This window comes from Streptomyces caatingaensis (genome assembly GCF_001187435.1).
Classification (GTDB): domain Bacteria; phylum Actinomycetota; class Actinomycetes; order Streptomycetales; family Streptomycetaceae; genus Streptomyces; species Streptomyces caatingaensis.
The window spans coordinates 68,346-86,225 of the sequence record NZ_LFXA01000017.1 but is presented as its reverse complement, the minus strand read 5'-3'; the positions used below and the strand labels follow the sequence as shown (position 1 = coordinate 86,225).

Annotated in this window: 15 protein-coding genes and 1 pseudogene; 8 read left to right on the top strand and 8 right to left on the bottom strand. The window is 74.9% G+C overall.

Annotated elements, in window-relative coordinates; genetic code table 11:
- Nucleotides 1-26: 26 nt before the first annotated feature.
- Complete coding sequence (locus AC230_RS22760) at nucleotides 27-776, top strand: GntR family transcriptional regulator (protein WP_049718207.1); 750 nt, start codon at nucleotides 27-29, stop codon at nucleotides 774-776.
- A 102-nt stretch (nucleotides 777-878) separates the two neighbouring features.
- Here AC230_RS22760 and AC230_RS22755 read toward each other — a convergent pair whose 3' ends face one another.
- Together AC230_RS22755 and AC230_RS22750 are read right to left on the bottom strand one after the other, a co-directional pair.
- Complete coding sequence (locus AC230_RS22755) at nucleotides 879-1,145, bottom strand: hypothetical protein (protein ID WP_049718206.1); 267 nt, start codon at nucleotides 1,143-1,145, stop codon at nucleotides 879-881.
- 363 nt (nucleotides 1,146-1,508) lie between these two features.
- Entirely contained in the window at nucleotides 1,509-2,318 is an 810-nt protein-coding gene (locus tag AC230_RS22750) for an SGNH/GDSL hydrolase family protein (RefSeq protein WP_049718205.1), read from the bottom strand.
- Between the two features lie 386 nt (nucleotides 2,319-2,704).
- On the opposite strand from AC230_RS22750, the gene AC230_RS34000 reads away from it, so the two are divergent.
- The 6 genes from AC230_RS34000 (at nucleotide 2,705) to AC230_RS22720 (ending at nucleotide 11,179) form a co-directional block, all read left to right on the top strand.
- A complete protein-coding gene (locus tag AC230_RS34000; protein ID WP_078871506.1) occupies nucleotides 2,705-3,214 on the top strand; it encodes a hypothetical protein in 510 nt (169 codons plus the stop codon).
- A gap of 1 nt (nucleotide 3,215) precedes the next feature.
- Nucleotides 3,216-4,310, top strand: a complete 1,095-nt coding sequence (locus AC230_RS22740) for a GNAT family N-acetyltransferase (protein ID WP_049718204.1) — start codon at nucleotides 3,216-3,218, stop codon at nucleotides 4,308-4,310.
- 402 nt (nucleotides 4,311-4,712) lie between these two features.
- Nucleotides 4,713-5,582 carry a glycosyltransferase family 2 protein gene (locus tag AC230_RS22735; RefSeq protein ID WP_049718203.1) on the top strand — a complete coding sequence of 290 codons (870 nt, stop codon included), beginning with the start codon at nucleotides 4,713-4,715 and terminating at the stop codon, nucleotides 5,580-5,582.
- Nucleotides 5,579-6,631 (top strand): glycosyltransferase family 2 protein, encoded by a 1,053-nt coding sequence (locus tag AC230_RS22730; RefSeq protein WP_049718202.1) that lies wholly within the window; start codon nucleotides 5,579-5,581, stop codon nucleotides 6,629-6,631. The genes AC230_RS22735 and AC230_RS22730 overlap by 4 nt, the downstream gene beginning before the upstream one ends.
- Complete coding sequence (locus AC230_RS22725) at nucleotides 6,628-7,458, top strand: polysaccharide deacetylase family protein (RefSeq protein WP_049718201.1); 831 nt, start codon at nucleotides 6,628-6,630, stop codon at nucleotides 7,456-7,458. The genes AC230_RS22730 and AC230_RS22725 overlap by 4 nt, the downstream gene beginning before the upstream one ends.
- Nucleotides 7,451-11,179: a lipopolysaccharide biosynthesis protein gene (locus AC230_RS22720; RefSeq protein WP_049718200.1), complete on the top strand. Its 3,729-nt coding sequence runs from the start codon at nucleotides 7,451-7,453 to the stop codon at nucleotides 11,177-11,179. The genes AC230_RS22725 and AC230_RS22720 overlap by 8 nt, the downstream gene beginning before the upstream one ends.
- 57 nt (nucleotides 11,180-11,236) lie before the next feature.
- On the opposite strand, the gene AC230_RS22715 is transcribed toward AC230_RS22720, so the two are convergent.
- The 4 genes and pseudogenes from AC230_RS22715 to AC230_RS34745 all read right to left on the bottom strand — a co-directional run.
- Nucleotides 11,237-12,592: a glycoside hydrolase family protein gene (locus tag AC230_RS22715; RefSeq protein WP_049718199.1), complete on the bottom strand. Its 1,356-nt coding sequence runs from the start codon at nucleotides 12,590-12,592 to the stop codon at nucleotides 11,237-11,239.
- 51 nt (nucleotides 12,593-12,643) lie between these two features.
- Nucleotides 12,644-13,018 carry a GntR family transcriptional regulator gene (locus tag AC230_RS22710; protein WP_049718198.1) on the bottom strand — a complete coding sequence of 125 codons (375 nt, stop codon included), beginning with the start codon at nucleotides 13,016-13,018 and terminating at the stop codon, nucleotides 12,644-12,646.
- Nucleotides 13,019-13,131: 113 nt separating this feature from the next.
- Nucleotides 13,132-13,479, bottom strand: a complete 348-nt coding sequence (locus tag AC230_RS22705) for a hypothetical protein (RefSeq protein WP_422125642.1) — start codon at nucleotides 13,477-13,479, stop codon at nucleotides 13,132-13,134.
- A 3-nt stretch (nucleotides 13,480-13,482) separates the two neighbouring features.
- Nucleotides 13,483-13,650: pseudogene (locus tag AC230_RS34745) on the bottom strand (flavoprotein); the annotation flags it as partial.
- 7 nt (nucleotides 13,651-13,657) lie between these two features.
- On the opposite strand from AC230_RS34745, the gene AC230_RS33995 reads away from it, so the two are divergent.
- The gene (locus tag AC230_RS33995; protein ID WP_241833381.1) at nucleotides 13,658-13,930 is read left to right on the top strand and encodes a hypothetical protein; all 273 of its coding nucleotides are present in this window, start codon (nucleotides 13,658-13,660) and stop codon (nucleotides 13,928-13,930) included.
- A 52-nt stretch (nucleotides 13,931-13,982) separates the two neighbouring features.
- Here AC230_RS33995 and asnB read toward each other — a convergent pair whose 3' ends face one another.
- Together asnB and AC230_RS22695 are read right to left on the bottom strand one after the other, a co-directional pair.
- Complete coding sequence (asnB, locus tag AC230_RS22700; RefSeq protein WP_049718197.1) at nucleotides 13,983-15,848, bottom strand: asparagine synthase (glutamine-hydrolyzing); 1,866 nt, start codon at nucleotides 15,846-15,848, stop codon at nucleotides 13,983-13,985.
- Nucleotides 15,849-15,957: 109 nt separating this feature from the next.
- Nucleotides 15,958-17,700: an IucA/IucC family protein gene (locus AC230_RS22695; protein ID WP_049718196.1), complete on the bottom strand. Its 1,743-nt coding sequence runs from the start codon at nucleotides 17,698-17,700 to the stop codon at nucleotides 15,958-15,960.
- Nucleotides 17,701-17,880 lie beyond the last annotated feature (180 nt).

Sequence of the window (17,880 nt, the reverse complement as noted above, 5' to 3'; positions counted from 1 at the left end):
TCCCGCCCGCAGAGCCGGAGTTGCCCGTGACCGTCTTCGCCCCCGACTCCCTCGCGCTCAACCGCAAGCTGCCGCTGTGGTACCAGGTGTCGCAGTCGTTGCGCGCCTCGATACTCGGGCGCCGCCCCGGGGATCCGCTGCGGCTGCCCACCGAGGACGCGCTCGCCGCGCACTACGGCGTGAGCGTGCTGACGATGCGGCAGGCGCTCAAGGAGCTGGAGGCCGAGGGGCTCATCAGCCGGCACCGCCGGCGCGGGACGTTCATCGAGCCGAGCGCCCGCCGGGGCTCCCCCGTGCGGCTGCTCGGCTCGGTGGACGCGATCGTCGCCCAGCAGTCCGGCGAGCGCACCACCGTCCTCGGGCACGGCCCGGCCCCGGTCCCCGTCGATCTGGCGGAGCACTTCCCGGGGCTGTCCGAGGCGGTCGCCTTCCGCCGGCTGCGGCGGGACGGCGAGACGGACGAGCCGGTCAACTGGGCGGAGAACCTGGTGCACCCGGAGCTGGCCGGCCGCATCGACCTGGACGACCTGACGCGCTGGCCGATGACCAAGGTGCTGCGCGACGCACTCGGCGTCCGCATCAGCCGCATCACGGACACCGTGGAGGCACGACTGGCCGACCCGGAGACCGCCGGGCTGCTGCACGTACCGCTGCTGAGCCCGATCCTGCACTACACGGGTGTCACCTACGACGGGGACGGCCGCGTCGTGGACGTGGCGCGCATCCACTACCGCGGCGACCGCTTCTCCTTCACCGTCACGGTCGACGCCCACTGAGGCGCCGCGCCGCCGGGGCGTGCCGGACGGGTCGGGTGGACGGCCGGCGGCGCGGGAACGGGCCGGGAGGGCGGGGTGCCGGGTGCGGGGCGGGAGGGGGCGTCAGCTGCGGCTGCCGAAGAGCGACCGGCGCAGCCGGCGCAGGGGCGCGAACAGGGACACCCGCGCCGTCCGGCTCGGTCCGGCCGCGGGCGCGTGGTCGCGCGCCGTCAGCTCGCGCATCAGCAGGGTCGCGCCCTCCACCTCGCGCCGGTCCAGGGCGGGGCCACCCAGCACCGCGAGGTGGCGGTCGAGGCGCGCGCTGGACGCGCCGCTCCCGCAATCGATCGCAGGCACGCGCGGCCTGCTGCGCATTGCTATCTGGTCCATGAGACTCCCCACCCGTACGAGGCACCCGGCCAAGGCAGGGTAACCCTATCGCCCCATCGCGTCACCCGCGCATCCGCGAACGGATTCACCACCCCGTCAAGGGGGTTGACGCCGCTGGCGTGAACCTGCCGTATCCCCAGCTCATCGCGGGGTTCCGGAACCTTTCCGACCGGGCGGAAATCACCCTCCGTTGCGGTACATTCACCCCCAATCGCTCGCCCCGGGGAGGGATGCGCGACGCCCGGCGGCCGCTGCGGGCGTCCGTCCGGGGCCGGTTACCGGCCGGGCCGGGTCCGTCACCGGCCGGCGGACGAACGCGCGCAGGGCGGTACGGCCGTCGCGCACCGGGTGCCGTCCCCGCCGTCAGCGGGTCGCGGCCGAGGTGAACACGGGCAGGTAGCCGCCGGATTGGCCGCCCGCCGTCGGGTGGTACGACTCGTCGACGGGGAAGGTCACACTGTGCAGCCACGCGCTCCCGGAGCACAGTTCGTGGCCCTTGAAGGTGGTGTTGACGTCGCCGTAGGAGAAGCCGTGGGCCGCCGCCCGGCCGGCGATGACGGAGTCGAGCAGGTCCGCGGCCTCGTTGATGGCCGTCCGCTTGGTCTCGCTGAGGCCGACGCAGTCGTCGGCGGCCGGCCGGTAGAAGCGGGGGTAGCCGAGGACCACGACGCGCGCCCGGGGCGCCCTGGAGCGGACGGCGTCGTACACCGCGTCGAGTCTGGCGGGGAGTTGGGTGCGGACGAAGGCGCTCGCGGTGTCGATCTTGTCGAGACACGCCTGGTCGTCGTCGAGGACGCAGGCGGTCATCGTGTCGGAGAAGCCGGCGTCGTTGCCGCCGACGCTGAGGCTGACGAGCCCCGTCGAGGCGGTGAGCGGGGCGAGCTGCTTGCCGAGGACGTCGCCGGTGCGGGCCCCGGAGCAGGCGGTGAAGGCGAAGGACGCGGGGCCGTGCGCGGCGGCCCACAGGGCCGGGTACGCCTTGGCGCTGCGCTTGCAGGCGTCGTCCTGGTACGAACCGGCGCCCACGCCCGAGGAGTAGGAGTCGCCGAGCGCCACGTAGGCCGGGCCGGCGGCGGGTCTGGGCGCGGAGTGCGCCGCGCCGGTCCCGGTGAGGGCGATCAGGACGGTGAGGGCCACGGCCGATGCGGCACCGGTGAGGCGGTGCACGTTCATGGATCCTCCCTAGCAAGGGTTCTCTGCCATCCCCGTGGTAGCAGCGCCACGGGGCTGCTGGAAGTGTCCATGTCAAAACTTGCGATGATCCCCTGCCCGGGTGGCCACGTCGTGAACTCCGTCCGCCCGCCGCCTTCACCACGACGCCGTCCGCCACCACTCGAACGGGGGTGCCGGGGCTCTCCCGTGCGACGGCCGGAAACCCTTGTACGACGGTGAAATGACGGGAAAACAGATTTCTCCGGCGTTCATCCGACGGAAGGCTTCCGGTTGCGCCCGAAGGCATCGGCCGAAGGCCGTTCGCACGCCCTTCACATCTTGACGGCCTTCGCCCGTTGCGCGACATTGAAGCCCGGCATCCGGCGCTTCGGGGGGCTAAGTCGCCAATGCAGAGCTTCAGCGATCCCGGTGAACTCCATATCGACACCATCGAAGGTCACGCGGACGGTCACGCACCGGACGGCGCCCCGTCCGGCACCACCGCCCCGTCCGCCACCACCGGCCCGCCCGGCCGCTCCGGGAGGAGGCCGCCCGCCGCGGACTCGCTCCCGGTGGTCGCGGGAGCCGCCGTCGCGATGGCGGGGGTGGGGGCGGCGCTGGCGCTCGCGGACATCGGCTCGCCGCTGCGGGCCCCGTTCACCCTCTTCTTCCTGCTCACCGCGCCCGCCTGCGGGATCGCGGCCGCGCTGCGCGGGCTCGACCCGCTGAGCCGGGCCGTGGTGGCCGGCGGCGGGGCGGTCGCGGTCGACCTGCTGACCGCCCAGACCATGCTCGCGCTGCACAGCTGGTCGGTGCGCGGCGGCGTCGCCGCCGTCGGCGCCGTCAGCCTGCTGCTCTTCCTGCTCGCCCACGGGTGGCGCCATCGGGGCCGCTCCACGGGAAGCCGGACGTCCTGACGTGGACATCAGCGTGCGCCGCCCCGGCGAGCTGACCGCCGCGGACCGGGCGGCGTGGTCGGCCATGCAGGCCCGGGCGGTGGAGGACGGCTCGCCGCAGCTCGCGAATCCTTTCCTCGCACCGGAGTTCACGCTCGCGGTGGGGCGCTGCCGCCGCGGGACCCGGATAGCGGTCGTGCGGGAGGAGGGGGTGCCCGCGGCGTTCTTCCCGTACCAGCGCACCTCCCTGGGCGTGGGCCGGGCGGTCGGGCTGGGCGTCTCGGACGCCCAGGGCCTGGTGCACCGGCCCGGCTTCCAGTGGGACGCGCGGGAACTGCTGGACGCGTGCGGGCTGTCGCTGTGGGAGTTCGACCATCTCGTGGAGGGCCAGAAGCCCTTCGAGGCGAGCGCCTCCGGCTCGTTCGCCTCGCCCGTGATCGACGTGGAGCAGGGCTTCCCGTCGTACCTGGCGCAGCTGCGCAAGCAGTCGCCCAAGTTCACCCGCACCACGCTCGCCAAGGAGCGCCGGCTGGGCCGCGACGCCGGCGGGGTGCGGTACGTGCACGACGAGCGCGATCCCGCGGTGCTGCGCCGGCTGATCGCCTGGAAGTCGGCGCAGTACCGAAGAACAGGGCGCAGCGACCGCTTCGCGCGCCCCTGGATATCCCATCTCGTCGAGCAGCTCTTCCACACCCGCTCCGCGTCGTTCGGCGGCCTGCTGTCCGTGCTGTACGCGGGCGGACGGCCGGTGGCGGCGCACTTCGGGCTGCGGTCGCCGACGGTGCTGGCGTGCTGGTTCCCGGCGTACGACCCGGACTTCGCGAAGTACTCCCCGGGGCTGGTGCTGCATGTGCGGATGGCGGAGGGGGCGGCCGCGGCGGGGCTGGCGTACCTGGACCTGGGGCGGGGCGGCAAGGCGTACAAGGATTCCCTGAAGACGCGCGAACTCAGCGTCTCCGAGGGGTGGGTGACGAGACGTCACCCCGTGGCCCTGGGGTATCGGGCGCGGCGTGCGCCGGTGCGCGCGCTGCGCAACGCCGTGCTCGCGCGCCCCCAGCTCTTCGAACCCGCCGACCGGCTGCTCAAGCAGGTGGGGCGGCTCAGGCGGGGCGCGTAAACGGCAGGGCGCTCCGGCGCGCGCGTCCGCACAGCGGACGGCACGTCAGGAACAAAGGACACCAAAGGAGGAGAGTCCGGCTCACCTCTTGCCATACAGTCTCAAGCTTCAATACCGTCGTACATCTACCCGCATCGGTCCATCAGTTCCTGCGGCTCCGGGGAGGGGTTCCAGTCGCCGCGCGATGGTTCCGGGGCGGGGCGCGGCAGGGGGTGCCGCGCCCGGCCGGCCCAGCCGGTCCGGGTCGCGTGCCGCGCGGCCTGTGCTACTCGCCAACTCGCCCTGTGAGCACGGCGGTTCCGCCGTCGTACGAGGCAGGACGAGACCCCCTTTTCGAACCGGACACTTCAAGGGACCGCTCGGGGGCGGGCGGTCCACCGGACGAGAGGGAAACAGAGACTCATGAGCTCGTTCCTGCGCCCGGCGGCCGGTCAGGCTTCTGACCCGGCCCCGGCATCCGACGGCCGGGCCGAATCCGGCCGCCCGCTCGAACCACCCGCCCAGTACCGCCCGGTGACCGCGCAGTTCGCCATAGCGCCGCCGGTCAGTGTGGTGATCCCGGCGATGAACGAGGCGGAGAACCTGCCGTACGTCTTCAAGACCCTGCCCTCCTGGATCCACGAGGTGGTCCTGGTGGACGGCAACTCCACGGACGACACCGTCAAGGTGGCCCGGGAGCTGTGGCCCTCGGTCAAGGTCGTCGAGCAGCGCGGCAAGGGCAAGGGCGACGCCCTGATCACCGGCTTCGCCGCGTGCTCGGGCGAGATCATCGTCATGGTCGACGCCGACGGCTCGGCCGACGGCAGCGAGATCGTCAGCTACGTCTCCGCCCTGGTGGGCGGGGCCGACTTCGCCAAGGGCTCCCGCTTCGCCAACGGCGGCGGCACGGACGACATGACGCCCGTCCGCAAGCTGGGCAACCGCGTCCTGTGCTCGCTCGTCAACCACAAGTTCGGGGCCCGCTACACCGATCTGTGCTACGGCTACAACGCCTTCTGGAAGCGCGTCCTGGACGACATCGCCCTGGACTGCGCCGGCTTCGAGGTGGAGACGCTGATGAACATCAGAGTGGTCAAGGCCGGCCTGAAGGTGCAGGAGATCCCCAGTCACGAGTTCGTGCGCATCCACGGGGCCAGCAACCTGCGCGCCGTGCGCGACGGGCTGCGGGTCCTCAGGGTGATCCTGCGCGAGCGCGGCTCCCGGCGGCGCAAGCGCCCCGGGCGCCCGGCCCTGGCGATCGCCCCGGCCGCGAGCCGCGGGGAAGTCTCTTGAACGCTGCGACGCCGGACGCGCCGCCGGACGTGTCGGTGGTCATCTGCGTCTACACCGAGGACCGCTGGGGCGACATCCTCGCCGCGGTGGCCTCGGTGGCCGCGCAGTCCCGCCCCGCGCTGGAGACCCTCGTGGTGGTGGACCACAACCCGGCGCTGCTGCGCCGGCTCGCCGGGCACTACGCGGACGACGGCCGCGTACGGGTGCTGGCCAACGCCGGGCCGCGCGGGCTGTCCGCCGGGCGCAACACCGGCGTCGCCGCCTCCTCCGGCGAGGTGATCGCCTTCCTCGACGACGACGCGGTGGCCGAGCGCGACTGGCTGCGGCACTTCGCCGAGGGCTACACCGACCCCCGGGTGATGGCGGTGGGCGGCCGGACCGAACCGGTGTGGGCCTCCCGGGGGCGGCCCGCCTGGTTCCCGGAGGAGTTCGACTGGGTGGTGGGCTGCACCTACCGCGGTCTGCCGCCCGGCCGGGTGCGGGTGCGCAACGTCCTCGGCGGGAACGCCTCGTTCCGCAGATCGGGCCTGCTCGCCGTCGGCGGGTTCGCCAGCGGCATCGGGCGCGACGGGCACCGGCTGCCGCTGGGCTGCGAGGAGACCGAGCTGTGCATCCGGCTGTGCCGGGCCGTGCCGGACGCGGTGCTGCTCATCGACGACCGCTCCGTCATCCACCACCGGGTGCCGCCCGAGCGGGAGCGCTTCGGCTACTTCCGCACGCGGGCGTACGCCGAGGGCCTCTCGAAGGCCCTGGTGGCGCACAGTGTGGGCACGCGCGACGGACTGGCCAGCGAGCGCCGTTACACCACCCGCGTGCTCCCGGCCGGCGTGGTGCGCGGCCTGCGCGACGCGCTGCTCGGGCGCGCCGGGGGCGCGGGCCGGGCCGGCGCGATCGTCGCTGGCCTGGCCGTGACGACCGGCGGCTACGCGGTCGGCCTGGCCCGCGCGCGGCGCGGGGCGGGGCGGTTCGCGGTGGCGGCCGTGCCGGGCGCTCCGGCGGCCGGCACGGGCCGTCCGGCCGGCGCCGGCGGCGAGGAGGCCGTCGCATGACGGACACCGGCGGCCCCGTGCCGATCCTCATGTACCACTCCGTGGCGCACGCGCCCTCCCGGGCCGCGCGCGGGCTCTCCGTGCGCCCCGAGGCGTTCGCCGAGCAGATGGCGGTGCTGGACGCGGCCGGCTTCGTGCCGCTGACCACGCGGGAGCTGGCCGCCGCCTGGCGGGACCGGCGGCCGCTGCCGCCGAAACCGGTGCTGATCACGTTCGACGACGGCTACGAGGGCGTGCACCGGCACGCCCTCCCCGTGCTGGCGGCGCGGGGCTTCCCGTCGACGGTCTTCGTCTCCACCGGCTGGCTGCGCGGGGAGCACGAGACCGCCGGCGCCCTGGACGTGATGCTCACCTGGGACCAGCTCCGCGACCTCACCGCGGCCGGCGCCGAGGCGGGCGGGCACAGCCACACACATCCGCAGCTCGATCAACTCGCCGACGCGCGGCTGGCGTTCGAGATCGAGCGGTGCCGCGACATACTCACCGGTGAACTCGGCCGGCCGCCGGTCTCCTTCGCCTACCCCTACGGCTACTCCAGCCGCCGGGTGCGGCGGGCGGTGCGGGCGGCCGGCTTCGGCATCTCGCTCGCGGTCGGCAACGGCCTGGCGGAGCGCGCCCAGGGCCCGTACGCGCTGCGGCGGGTGACCGTGCGCCGCACCACCTCGGCCGGCGACTTCGAGCGCATGGTGCACGGCCGGGCGGTCGGCCGGCTGTTCGCGGCCGACCGGGCCCTGACCAAGGGGTACGCGGTCGTCCGGGGGGCCCGGCGGCTGGTGAGAACGGCGAGCACGGCAAGCATCGGAAGGGCCAGAGAGACGCGTGGCTGACACGTCCACACAGGACACCTCCGAACCGGGGCTGTCCGCACGGACCGAGGAGCGGACGGTGGAACCGGCGGGCCGCAGGCTACGGCTGCCGGGACGCGGCGGGGGCGACGGGAGCCAGCTGTTCCGCAACGCCTTCGCGCTGATGCTCAACACCGGCATCAGCGCCGTCCTCGGGGTGGGTTTCTGGCTCGTCGCGGCCCGCTACTACAGCGAGGAGTCCGTCGGCCGCGGCTCGGCCGCCATCGCCGCGATGAAGCTGCTCGCCGGGCTCACGGCGGTCACCCTGACCGGGGCACTCGCCCGCTTCATCCCCGTCGCCGGCCGGACCACCGGCCGCCTGGTGCTGCGCACCTACGCGGGCAGTTCGGTGATCGTCGCCGCCGCGGCGGGCGTCTTCCTGCTCACCCTCGGCTGGTGGGGGCCGTCCTACCGGGTGCTCGGCGGGCTCTCGCACGGGCTCGGCTTCACCGCCGCGGTCATCGCCTGGTCCGTGCTCACCCTCCAGGACGGCGTCCTGACCGGGCTGCGCAGCGCGGTGTGGGTGCCGGTCGGCAACACCGTCTTCTCGGCCGTGAAGCTGGCGCTGCTGATCGCGCTGGCGACGGTGCTGCCGGCGTCGGGGGTGTTCGTCTCGTGGGTCGTGTCGATCGGCGCGTCCGTCCTGCCGCTGGGCTGGCTGGTGTTCCGGCGGCTGGTGCCCGCGCACGTACGGGCCACGGAGGCGACCGCCCGCCCGGCGGGCGCCCGGGAGATCGGCCGCTTCCTGGCCGGGGACTACACCGGGTCGCTGTTCTCGCTGGCCGTCGTCTACCTGGTGCCGGTGCTCGTCGCCGCGCAGATCAGCTCCAGCGAGAACGCGTACTTCTACATCGCCTCCACCATCGGCGGCACGGTCAACCTGCTCGCCATCAACATGGGCGCCTCGCTGACCGTCGAGGGCTCGCACGACCCGGAGCGGCTGGCGGAGAACTGCCGGGCGGCGCTGCGCCGGATGGCGAAGATCATGGCACCGGTGTGCGGGGGCCTGTTCCTCCTCGCGCCGTACATCCTCGCGGCGTTCGGGCCCGGTTACACCGAGGCGACGCCGCTGCTGCGGTGGTTCGCGGCGGGGGCGGCGCTGCGCGTGGTGATGGAGACGTACTTCGCGGTGCTGCGGGCGCAGAGCCGCACGGCCGGACTCGCCTATCTCCAGGGGCTGTTGTGCCTGCTGGTGCTGGGGCTGACGCTGTTGCTCCTGCCGCGCATGGGGCTGACGGGTGCGGGGGTGGCGGAGATCTCCAGCCTCACGGTGATCGTCTCCATCGCGGCGGTGAAGCTCCGCGGGATCCTCCGGGCGGCCTCCCCCCCGGGCGCGGCCCGCCGCCCCGCGGCGGCCGACGCGACGGCGCCGGACGGCGACCTGGCGGACCTCCCGGACCGCACGGCGCGCCACGAGGAACCGGCGCAGCCCGCCCCGGGCCACGGCACGCGCTGGGCGCTGCGCGCCGCGCTCGACGCGGACACGCTGCCGCTGGGCGTACGGCTGGACTTCGACCACCTGGAGCGGCGGCCGGACGTCCGGCCGTCGCCGGACACGCTGGTCCTGCGGGCGGGGGCGAGGGCCGAGGGCCCGGCGCCGGCGGCGGAGAACGGGGCGCCGGCGGACGGTCCGGCGGAGGACGCCAGGGGCGCCCGGCACCGGCCCGCGTGGTGGCGCCCCTCCCCGGGCAGGCGCCCGCCCGCGTGGTGGCGCCCCGAGACCGGCGTCGCGCTGCTCCTGCTGTCCGGACTCGCCCTGTACTGGACGCCGTTGAAGGCCCTCGGCGAGGTCAACCTGGACGGGATGGGCGGGCTCGGCCTGGTCTCCGTCCTGCCCACCACGACGCTGGTGGGCACCGCCGTCCTCGTCGCGGCGTTCGCCGCCGCCCTCGTCCCCGCCCGGCCGCGCACCTGGCTGCTGACGGCCGTCCTGCTGGCGACGGTGGTGTCCCTGCACGCGCTGCCGGCCGTGCTGGAGGACCGGCCGCGCTTCGCGACGGCCTGGCAGCACCTGGGCTTCCTCGACCACATCGACCGCACCGGCACCGCGGCGCCCGACCTGGACGCCCGCTGGAGCTGGCCCGGCTTCTTCGCGCTCGCCGCGTTCGCCGCGCGGGCGTGCGGCGTCCACGACCTGACCGAGCTGCTGCGCTGGTGGCCGTCGGCCGTCCAGCTCGCGTGCCTGGCGCCGCTGGCCCTGCTGCTGCGGGCGGTCCGGGCGGGGTGGCGGGCGAAGTGGACGGCGCTGTGGTTCTTCGCGCTCTGCGGCTGGGTCGGCCAGGACTACTTCTCCCCCCAGGCCCTCAACTACCTCTTCTATCTGCTCTTCGTGGCCGTCCTGCTGGTCTGGTTCCGCTGGCCCGGCCAGCTCCCGGGCCGGCGGGTGCCCGGTGAGCGGCGTGTCGAGCCGGCCGGGCGGCGGGAGCTGACGGCGCTGCTGGCCCTGCTGATCGCCCTGTTCGCCGCCTCGGTGGCGTCCCACCAGCTGACCCCGTTCGTCATGCTGGGCGTGGTGACCGCCCTGGTGCTCGCACGCCGCTCGGTGCTGCGCGGGCTGCCGCTGCTGTGCGGGGTGATGCTGGCGGTGTGGATCGGCTTCCTGGCCGAGCCGTACTGGTCCGGGCACTTCGACGAACTCTTCGGCGGGCTCGGCTCGCTCGGCGGCAACGTCTCCTCGTCGGTCTCCGGGCGGATCGAGGGCGGCAACCCCGTCCACAAGCTCGTCCTGTACGTCCGGGTCGCCCTCGCGGGCGGGGTGCTCGCCTTCGCGGCCGCGGGCTGGTGGCGCCGCCGCCGGGCGGGGCTCTCGGACGTCTCGCTCGCGGTCCTGACCTGCGTCCCCTTCCTCGCCTTCGGCATGCAGTCCTACGGCGGCGAAGTGGCGCTGCGCGTCTTCCTGTTCGCCGTCCCGGGGGCGTGCGTGCTGGCAGCCCTGGCGCTCTTCCCGGGCGCCGCGCGCCGCCGCCGCGCCCTGGCCGCCCCGCTGGCGGCCCTCACCGCCGGGCTCCTGCTCGCCTTCGGCTTCCTGGTCGCCCGCTGGGGCAACGAGGACTTCGAACGGGTGCGGGCGGGGGAGGTCGCCGCGATGGACTACGTGTACGCGCACGACCGTCCGACGGTGCGGCTGCTCTGGATGAGCAGCGACCCGGTCAACAACGTGACCCCCGCGCTCCCCTGGGGCGCGCGGGACATGGAGCGCGTCCTGTACGAGCCGACGCTCGCCCCCCGGGACCCGGGGCCCGCGGGCGCCGCGGCCCTCGTCAAGGCCCTCCGCGCGGCCGGCCCGAACTCCTACCTCGTCGTCAACCGCGGCCAGTCCGCGAATCTCGAACTCAGCGCCGGCTACGCGGCGGACTGGGACGGGCGCCTGCGCTCGTCCCTCGGCGCCAGCCCGCAGCTCCGCCCGGTCCTCTCCAACCCGGACGCGGTCCTGTACGAGCTCCGCTCGCCGCCCTCCGGCACGGCCCCCGCCCCCCGGCCCGGCCCGCCCGGCCCCCGGGTGACCTGGAACCCGGTCTCGGTGGTCGGCGGCCTGGCCGCGCTCCTGCTGCTCGTCCTCCTCACGGTCCGGGAGCTGACGCGCGTCGGCATGCGCACCGGCGTCCGCCAACTGCGCTGGCTCCAGGGCTCGTTCTGGTTCTCCGTGCCGCTGCTGGTGGTGCTGGGGGCGGTGCTGGTGTGGCGGCTGGCGACGATGTCGTAGCCGATTGCCGTTGCCGGGAGAGGAAGGGGAGGGAAGGGGAGGGGAGGCCGGCGGACGCTACGGCGTGAGCCAGCGGACCTCGTACGCCCCGAGCTCCATCCCCCGCCCGTCCACCTTCGCACTCACCCCGTGATCGGTCGTGTTCACGACCAGCGTCGCCCCCCGCCCGGCGAGCGCCCGCGCCTCGCCCTCGACGACGGGCACCCGCACCCCCGCCTCCGGCGGAAACACCTTCCCGAAGCGCGCCAGCAGGTCCATCATCGGCAGCCCCGCCCCCCCGTCGCTCAGCTCGGTGCTGCTCCACAGGCAGCCCGGGCACGCCCCGGTGTCGCTCTCCGGGTTCCAGTAGAAGGCCCCCGCGACCCCCGCCCGTGCCATCTGCATCATGGCCGTCGCCTGGACGGCGACCCGGCGCGGCTCGGTCCAGCCGGCGCGGTTGTCCTGGGCGTCGGGGGGCTCGACGTACCACTCGGCCCACCACACCGGCAGGCCGGTCGCGTCCTTCAGCCACGCCGTCACGTCGGCGAACTTCTGCGTGGCGCGGAACTCGTCGGGGAGGAGCAGACTGCCGTCCCTCGTGTAGCTGGAGCCGTCGACGACGACGAAGTCGGCGCCGGTCTTGTGCCGGTTCCAGTAGAGGAGCGCGTCGAGGGCGCGCTGGTCCACGACGCCCCAAGGGCCTTGCAGGGACGAGGCGTTGGAGGCGGACGCCGGGGAGTTGCTGTCCATGACGACGTACGGGCCGCCGATGAGGACGTCGTCCCGCTGTCTGCGCAGCTCGGCGTAGACGAGGTTGTAGAGCTCGGTGTAGCCCTCGTAGTCCCAGCGTTTGCGCGACTCGTCGTAGAAGCCCTTGAGTTCGTTCCAGACGATGAAGTGGTGGACGTCGGGGTAGCGTTTGGCGACCACGCCGGCGAGGTGGGCGAAGTCCTTGTAGTGGGCCGGCAGCGGCGCCTTCTCCAGGGACTTCTGGGACCAGTCGGTGCGCGCTCCGCCGCCCTTCATCCAGTCGGGCGCGCAGCACAGGGTGAGGACCGGGGTCGCGCCGGTGCGGCGCATCAGCGCGACGCGCCGGTCGAGGTCGGTGAAGTTGTAACTGCCCGGTCTGGGCTCGGGGTTGTCCGCTCCCCAGCCCATGATGTGCTGGTTCTGCGGCATCGGGTCGGCGGAGAGCAGCCCGGCCGCCGTGCGCCGGGCGCCGTCCTCGCCGCGGTCGGCGCTGTACTTGGTGTGGGTGAAGCCCCAGCCCACCGCGGCCCGCCGGTCGTGGCCCGCCCCGCCGCCGCGGGATCCCCCGCCGCCGAGCCGGACCGTGAACAGCAGGGCCAGCGCGCACGCGACGGCCGCGAGCAGCGCCAGCAGGCGCCACCGCCCCCGTTTCGACAACCACGGCCCCCCGGCATGACGTCCCATCACCGCAAGGGTATCGGCGGGCCGTACGGTTTGGACGGCTTCCGCCCGAACTCAGGCGTCGTACACGGCGCGTACCGCCTCCTCCGCGGCGACGAGGGCCGCGGCCCGGTCCAGACCGAGCCGCCGGGCCCGCTCGGCATAGCCACGCGCGGCCGCCGCGGCCTCCCGCTCCGCGGTGTCCCCCGCCGCCGCGACGAACGTCCCGTTGCGCCCCCGCGTCTCGATCACCCCGTCGGCCTCCAGCACCCGGTACGCCTTCGCCACCGTGTTGGCCGCCACCCCGAGCCGCCCGGCAAATCCCCGCACCGTCGGCAGCCGGTACCCCACGGGCAGCTCCCCGCAGCGGACCTGCTCGGCGATCCCGGCCCGGATCTGCTCGTAGGGCGGTTCGGGGGCGTCCTGGTCGACGGTCACGTGCAGGGTCACGATGTCGGTACTCCTGGCTGGTGGGGCGGTTGTACGGTCCCCCATTGTGCGTCAGCGGGCGGCGCCCGGCCGGCAGGCCGCTCCGTCCGGCTCCGCCCGGGGCCGGCTTGCGGTCACCGACGCCTGCTCCGCGCGGTCGCGCCGCCGGCACGGCTCGCAGGAGCGGGCCGCGCACACCGGTTCACGGCGTCCAGGGCGAGCCGCCACGGGTACGCATCCAGCCGCTGTCCGCCCGTGCCCGGCGGATGCGGCAGCCACTCCCCCTCCCCGTACAACACCCGGACGCCCGTCCCGCGCAGCACCTCGACCGAACGCCGCGTCGCCGGATGCCCGTCGAGGGCCGTCGACCAGAACGGCAGGGCCACGACGGGCAGTCCGAGCCCGACGGCCTCCGCCACGACCCCCGGCGCGTACGTATCCGCAATCCCCGCGGCCCACTTGTTCGCGGTGTTCACCGTCATCGGGGCCACGACGACCGCGTCGGCGGGCGGAGTTGCGCTTCTCCTCCCCGGAGCGGCGCCACGTGCTGCGCACCGGGCGCCCCGAGGCCGCCTCCAGCCCGGCACAGTCGATGAACTCCCCTCGGCGGCCGCGGGTGTGGCGATCACGCGGACGTCCCAGCCGCGTTCCACCGCGGCCGTGACCAGCCGCCCGGCGTCCTTGGCGGGCCCCGCCGCGCAGACGACGGCGTACAGGACGCCGCGCGCCGGGGCGTGCAGGGCCCTGGCGGCGTCCGTCCAGAAGAGGCCGGAGCTGTTCGTGCCGCCGCCGGGCGGATACGCGGGCCACCGGGTATGGGGCTTCCCGCGGGACGGGCGGTGGAACGTGCTCACCGACGCCGACGACCTCCGCGGCGCGCTCGGCGCCGCGGCCGCGCGGCTCGCCCGGAGGGCCGCCGCGCCGGGCCGGTGACGGACGCCGCCGGCGGGCCGGTGGGGCGGCCGGCCGCCCCACCGGGGGTGGATCACAGCTTCAGATCGATCCCCCCGTCCCGCAGCCACGCGTCCAGGCCCAGTACGAGTTCCGTGGCGCCGCGGTAGCGGGTGCCGGAGTCGGGGGAGAGGGCGGTGGTGAGGGCGGAGTCGTCGAGGAGGTGGCGGACGGGGGCGTCCTTGTCGGCGGCGAGCTGGCGGAGTTCGGCGCGGAGGGCCTCGCCGTAGCGGGGGTCCTGGGTGGAGGGGTAGGGGCTCTTGACGCGGTCGGCGACGGCGGCGGGGAGGACGTCGCGGACGGCGGCGCGCAGGAGGGACTTCTCGCGGCCGTCGAACGTCTTCATGGACCAGGGGGTGTTGAAGACGTAGGAGACGAGGCGGTGGTCGCAGAAGGGGACGCGGACCTCCAGGCCGGTGGCCATGCTGGCCCGGTCCTTGCGGTCGAGGAGGATCTGGACGAAGCGGGTCAGGTGGAGGTAGCTGATCTCGCGCATGCGCTTCTGGTGGCCGGTCTCGCCGGGGAGCCGGGGGACCTCGGCGAGGGCCTCGCGATAGCGGGCGTCGATGTAGCCGGGCAGGTCGAGGGCGTCGAGGACGTCCTTGCCGAGGAGGGCCGCGTAGCCGCCGCTCCGGCCGCCGCCGAAGGTGTCGGCGACGCCGGCCGCGATCCAGGGGAAGGTGTCGGCGTTGACGGAGGCCGGGTCGTGGAACCACTTGTAGCCGCCGAAGACCTCGTCCGCGGACTCCCCGGAGAGCGCGACCGTCGACTGCTCGCGGATCGCCTTGAAGAGGAGGTAGAGGGAGGTGTCGCCGTCGCCGAAGCCGAGCGGCATGTCGCGGGCCGCGAGGACGGCGCGGCGGTGGCCGCGGTCCATGAGGGTCGCGGTGTCGAGGACGATGTCGCGGTGGTCGGAGCGGACGTGCTCGGCGAGGGCGTGGGCGTACGGGCCGTCGGGGGTGGACCGCAGGTCGTCGGGGACGAAGTTCTCGGTCTGGCCGACGAAGTCCACGGAGAAGGAGCGCACCGGGCCGCGCCCGGCCGCGCCGAGGCCCTTGGCGGCGAGGGCGGTGATGGCGGAGGAGTCCAGGCCGCCGGAGAGCAGGGTGCACAGCGGCACGTCGGCGACGAGCTGGCGGGCGACGATGTCGTCGAGGAGCTCGCGGATGTGCGCGACGGTGGTGTCGGTGTCGTCGGTGTGCTCGTGGGCCTCGAGGGCCCAGTAGCGGCGGACGGAAGGGGCGGCGCCGCGGCGGAAGCGGACGATGTGGCCGGGACGGACCTCGTGCAGCCCGCGGTAGACCGCGTGGCCGGGCGTCTTGACGAAGGCGAGGACCTCGGCGAGGCCCTCGGCGTCCACGACGGAGCGCACGGCGGGGTGGGCGAGCAGGGCCTTCTGCTCGGAGCCGAAGACGACGCCGTCGGGGGTGGGCGCGTAGTAGAGCGGCTTGATGCCCATCCGGTCGCGGACCAGCAGGAGTTCCTCGGTGCGGGCGTCCCACAGGGCGAAGGCGTACATGCCGTTGAGGCGCTCGGCGAAGCCCTCGCCCCACTCCAGGTAGGCGTGCAGGACGACCTCGGTGTCGCTGCTGGTGCGGAAGGTGTGGCCGCGGGAGGCGAGTTCGGAGCGCAGCTCGCGGTAGTTGTAGACCTCGCCGCTGTAGGTGACGACGGCCTGGGTGCGGCCGTCGCGCTGGACGAGCATGGGCTGGCGGCCGCCCTCGATGTCGATGACGGCGAGACGGCGGTGGCCGAGGGCGGCGTGGGCGTCCACCCACTCCCCCTCCGCGTCCGGGCCGCGCAGCGCCATGGTCCGTGTCATCGCCTCCAGCGTCGGACGGGCGGTGGGGTCGGCGGTGAGGTCCTGGTCGAAGGCGATCCATCCGGTGATTCCGCACATGGCGCGGTGTCCCCTTTCGTGGCGGTGGTCGGGGCCCCCGTTGGTTCGTGGCGACGCTACGCCTTATAGATGCATGTACCAACCATTGCCTCGTAAAACCCGTACGGAATCAGCCATCGGCCGTTCGGCCCGCCGGTCGCCGCAGGTAGTTGGGTCCGTTCACATAGTGCTTGGTCTCCTCCGCCGCGCCCGCGCGGAGGGTCCCGGCCGTCAGCATCGCCTGGACGGGCAGCAGCCGGGCGTCCAGCACCCGGGCGCGGAGCACCGCGGCGGGGCCGGGCTCCAGCCGGTCCACGGCCTCGGCGAGCCGGTCGCGCACCAGTGACGGGCCGTCGTCGCCGAGGAGGCCGGCCGCGGGCGCGCCCGCGCACTGGTGGACGGTGACGGCGGCGAAGAGGTCGGCGACCGGCCCGTCGTGCCCGGCGAGGACGCGGCGGTCGGCGAAGCCGAGGAGGTCGGCGGCCTGGCCGCCGAGCCGGGCGGCGAGCCGCACCGCGTTGACGCGCGGGCCGCCGTGGTCCTCGTACAGCAGCCGGAGCCGGGTGCGGCCGCCGGGCGCGTCGAGCACCACCGAGACGTTCCCCGGGTGCGACTCCAGGGCCACGCCGTAGGAGAAGAGCGTGGTGTGCCAGTCGAGGAGCAGCGCCGCGTAGGCGTCGAGGAACGCGCGCGGCGAACCGCCGTAGTAGAGGGCGGCGAGCGCGTCGCCGACCGTGCCGCCGCCGGGCGCCCGGGCGGGCAGCGCGGCGACGGGGACGACGTGGGCGCCGGCGAGCCCGTCCGGGCGGCGGCGCACCAGGGCGGCGAGGAGCCCGTGTCCGGCGTCCAGGTACGTGCGCTCGTCGGCGAGCAGGACGGCCGGGGAGAGCCGCGGCTCGCGGGCGAGGACCTCCTCCAGCAGGCGCTGCGTCACCGCGCCGTCCGCGAGGGAGCCGGGCGGGAGGGGACGCCGCTCCCCCAGCGGGAGCCGCAGGCGGAGGGCGGGGTCGTCGGCCAGGGCGACGGTGCGGGCGGACAGCGTCGGCACCACGTCGCAGAGGGACTTGTCGGCGAGGTGGGCGCCCTCCGCGCCGAGGGCGCGCAGCGCCCGGGCGAGCGGCTCGCCGGCGGTCAGCGGGTGCACCGGCAGCGCGGTGCGGCCGTCCGCCGGGCCGGGCAGCCCGAGCCGCTCGGGGGTGGGCCACCAGGCGGGCGGGTCCGCGGGCCGCGTGCGCAGCGCCGTGTCCGGCAGGACGAGCCAGCGCAGCGCGAAGCCGGGGTGGAACGCGGGCCCGTGGCCCGTGAGTTGGCCGGGGGCGAGGCCGGAGCGGGCGTGGCCGGCCGGGTGGAGCGGGTGGGGGCGGAAGGCGGCGAGGGTGTCGAAGGCGAGGGAGCCGCGCGGGCCCTTCCAGGCGGCGGGGCCGGGGCCGTGGGCGGCGGCGAGCCGTTCGGCGACGTCCGGTCGCAGCCGCTCGCGCAGCCGCAGGGCCTCCAGCTCCTCGGCGCACTCGGCGGCGAACGCGTCGAAGCCCGGCCGGTCCCGGGGCCCGGCGGCGGAGCGCAGCACCGCCAGGGCGGGCGCGAGCCGGGTGACGGTGGCGCCGCCGGTCTCCAGCAGCGGCCGGCGGACCCGGACCGGCTCGCGGAGGCCGTCCCCGGTGACAGGGACGCAGACGACGCGTCCCCCGGCGCGCAGGGCCAGCCAGTCCCCGTCCGGACGGCGGTGCCGGTGCGCGGTGCCGCGCAGCCGGTAGGCGTCCTCGCGGAGGAGGGCGTCGAGCACCCGGGCGAGGAGCTCGCGCTCGGCGGCGTCGGGGAGTTCGTGGGGGCGTATGGCGGGACGGGCGGAGGGCTCGGGACGGCGGTCGCTCATGAGATCTCCCATCGACGGGAAGCCGGACATTCCACCACGCACGGTCGATCCGGTCCCCGTCGGCGGCGCTGGGCCGGACCCGACGGAAAGCCCCAGGTGACGGAGTCGGTGGGACGGAGCGCGAGGAGTCCCGGCCGTGCGGTCGCACCGGTGCGGCGGGCCTCGGTCACACCGGGAAAG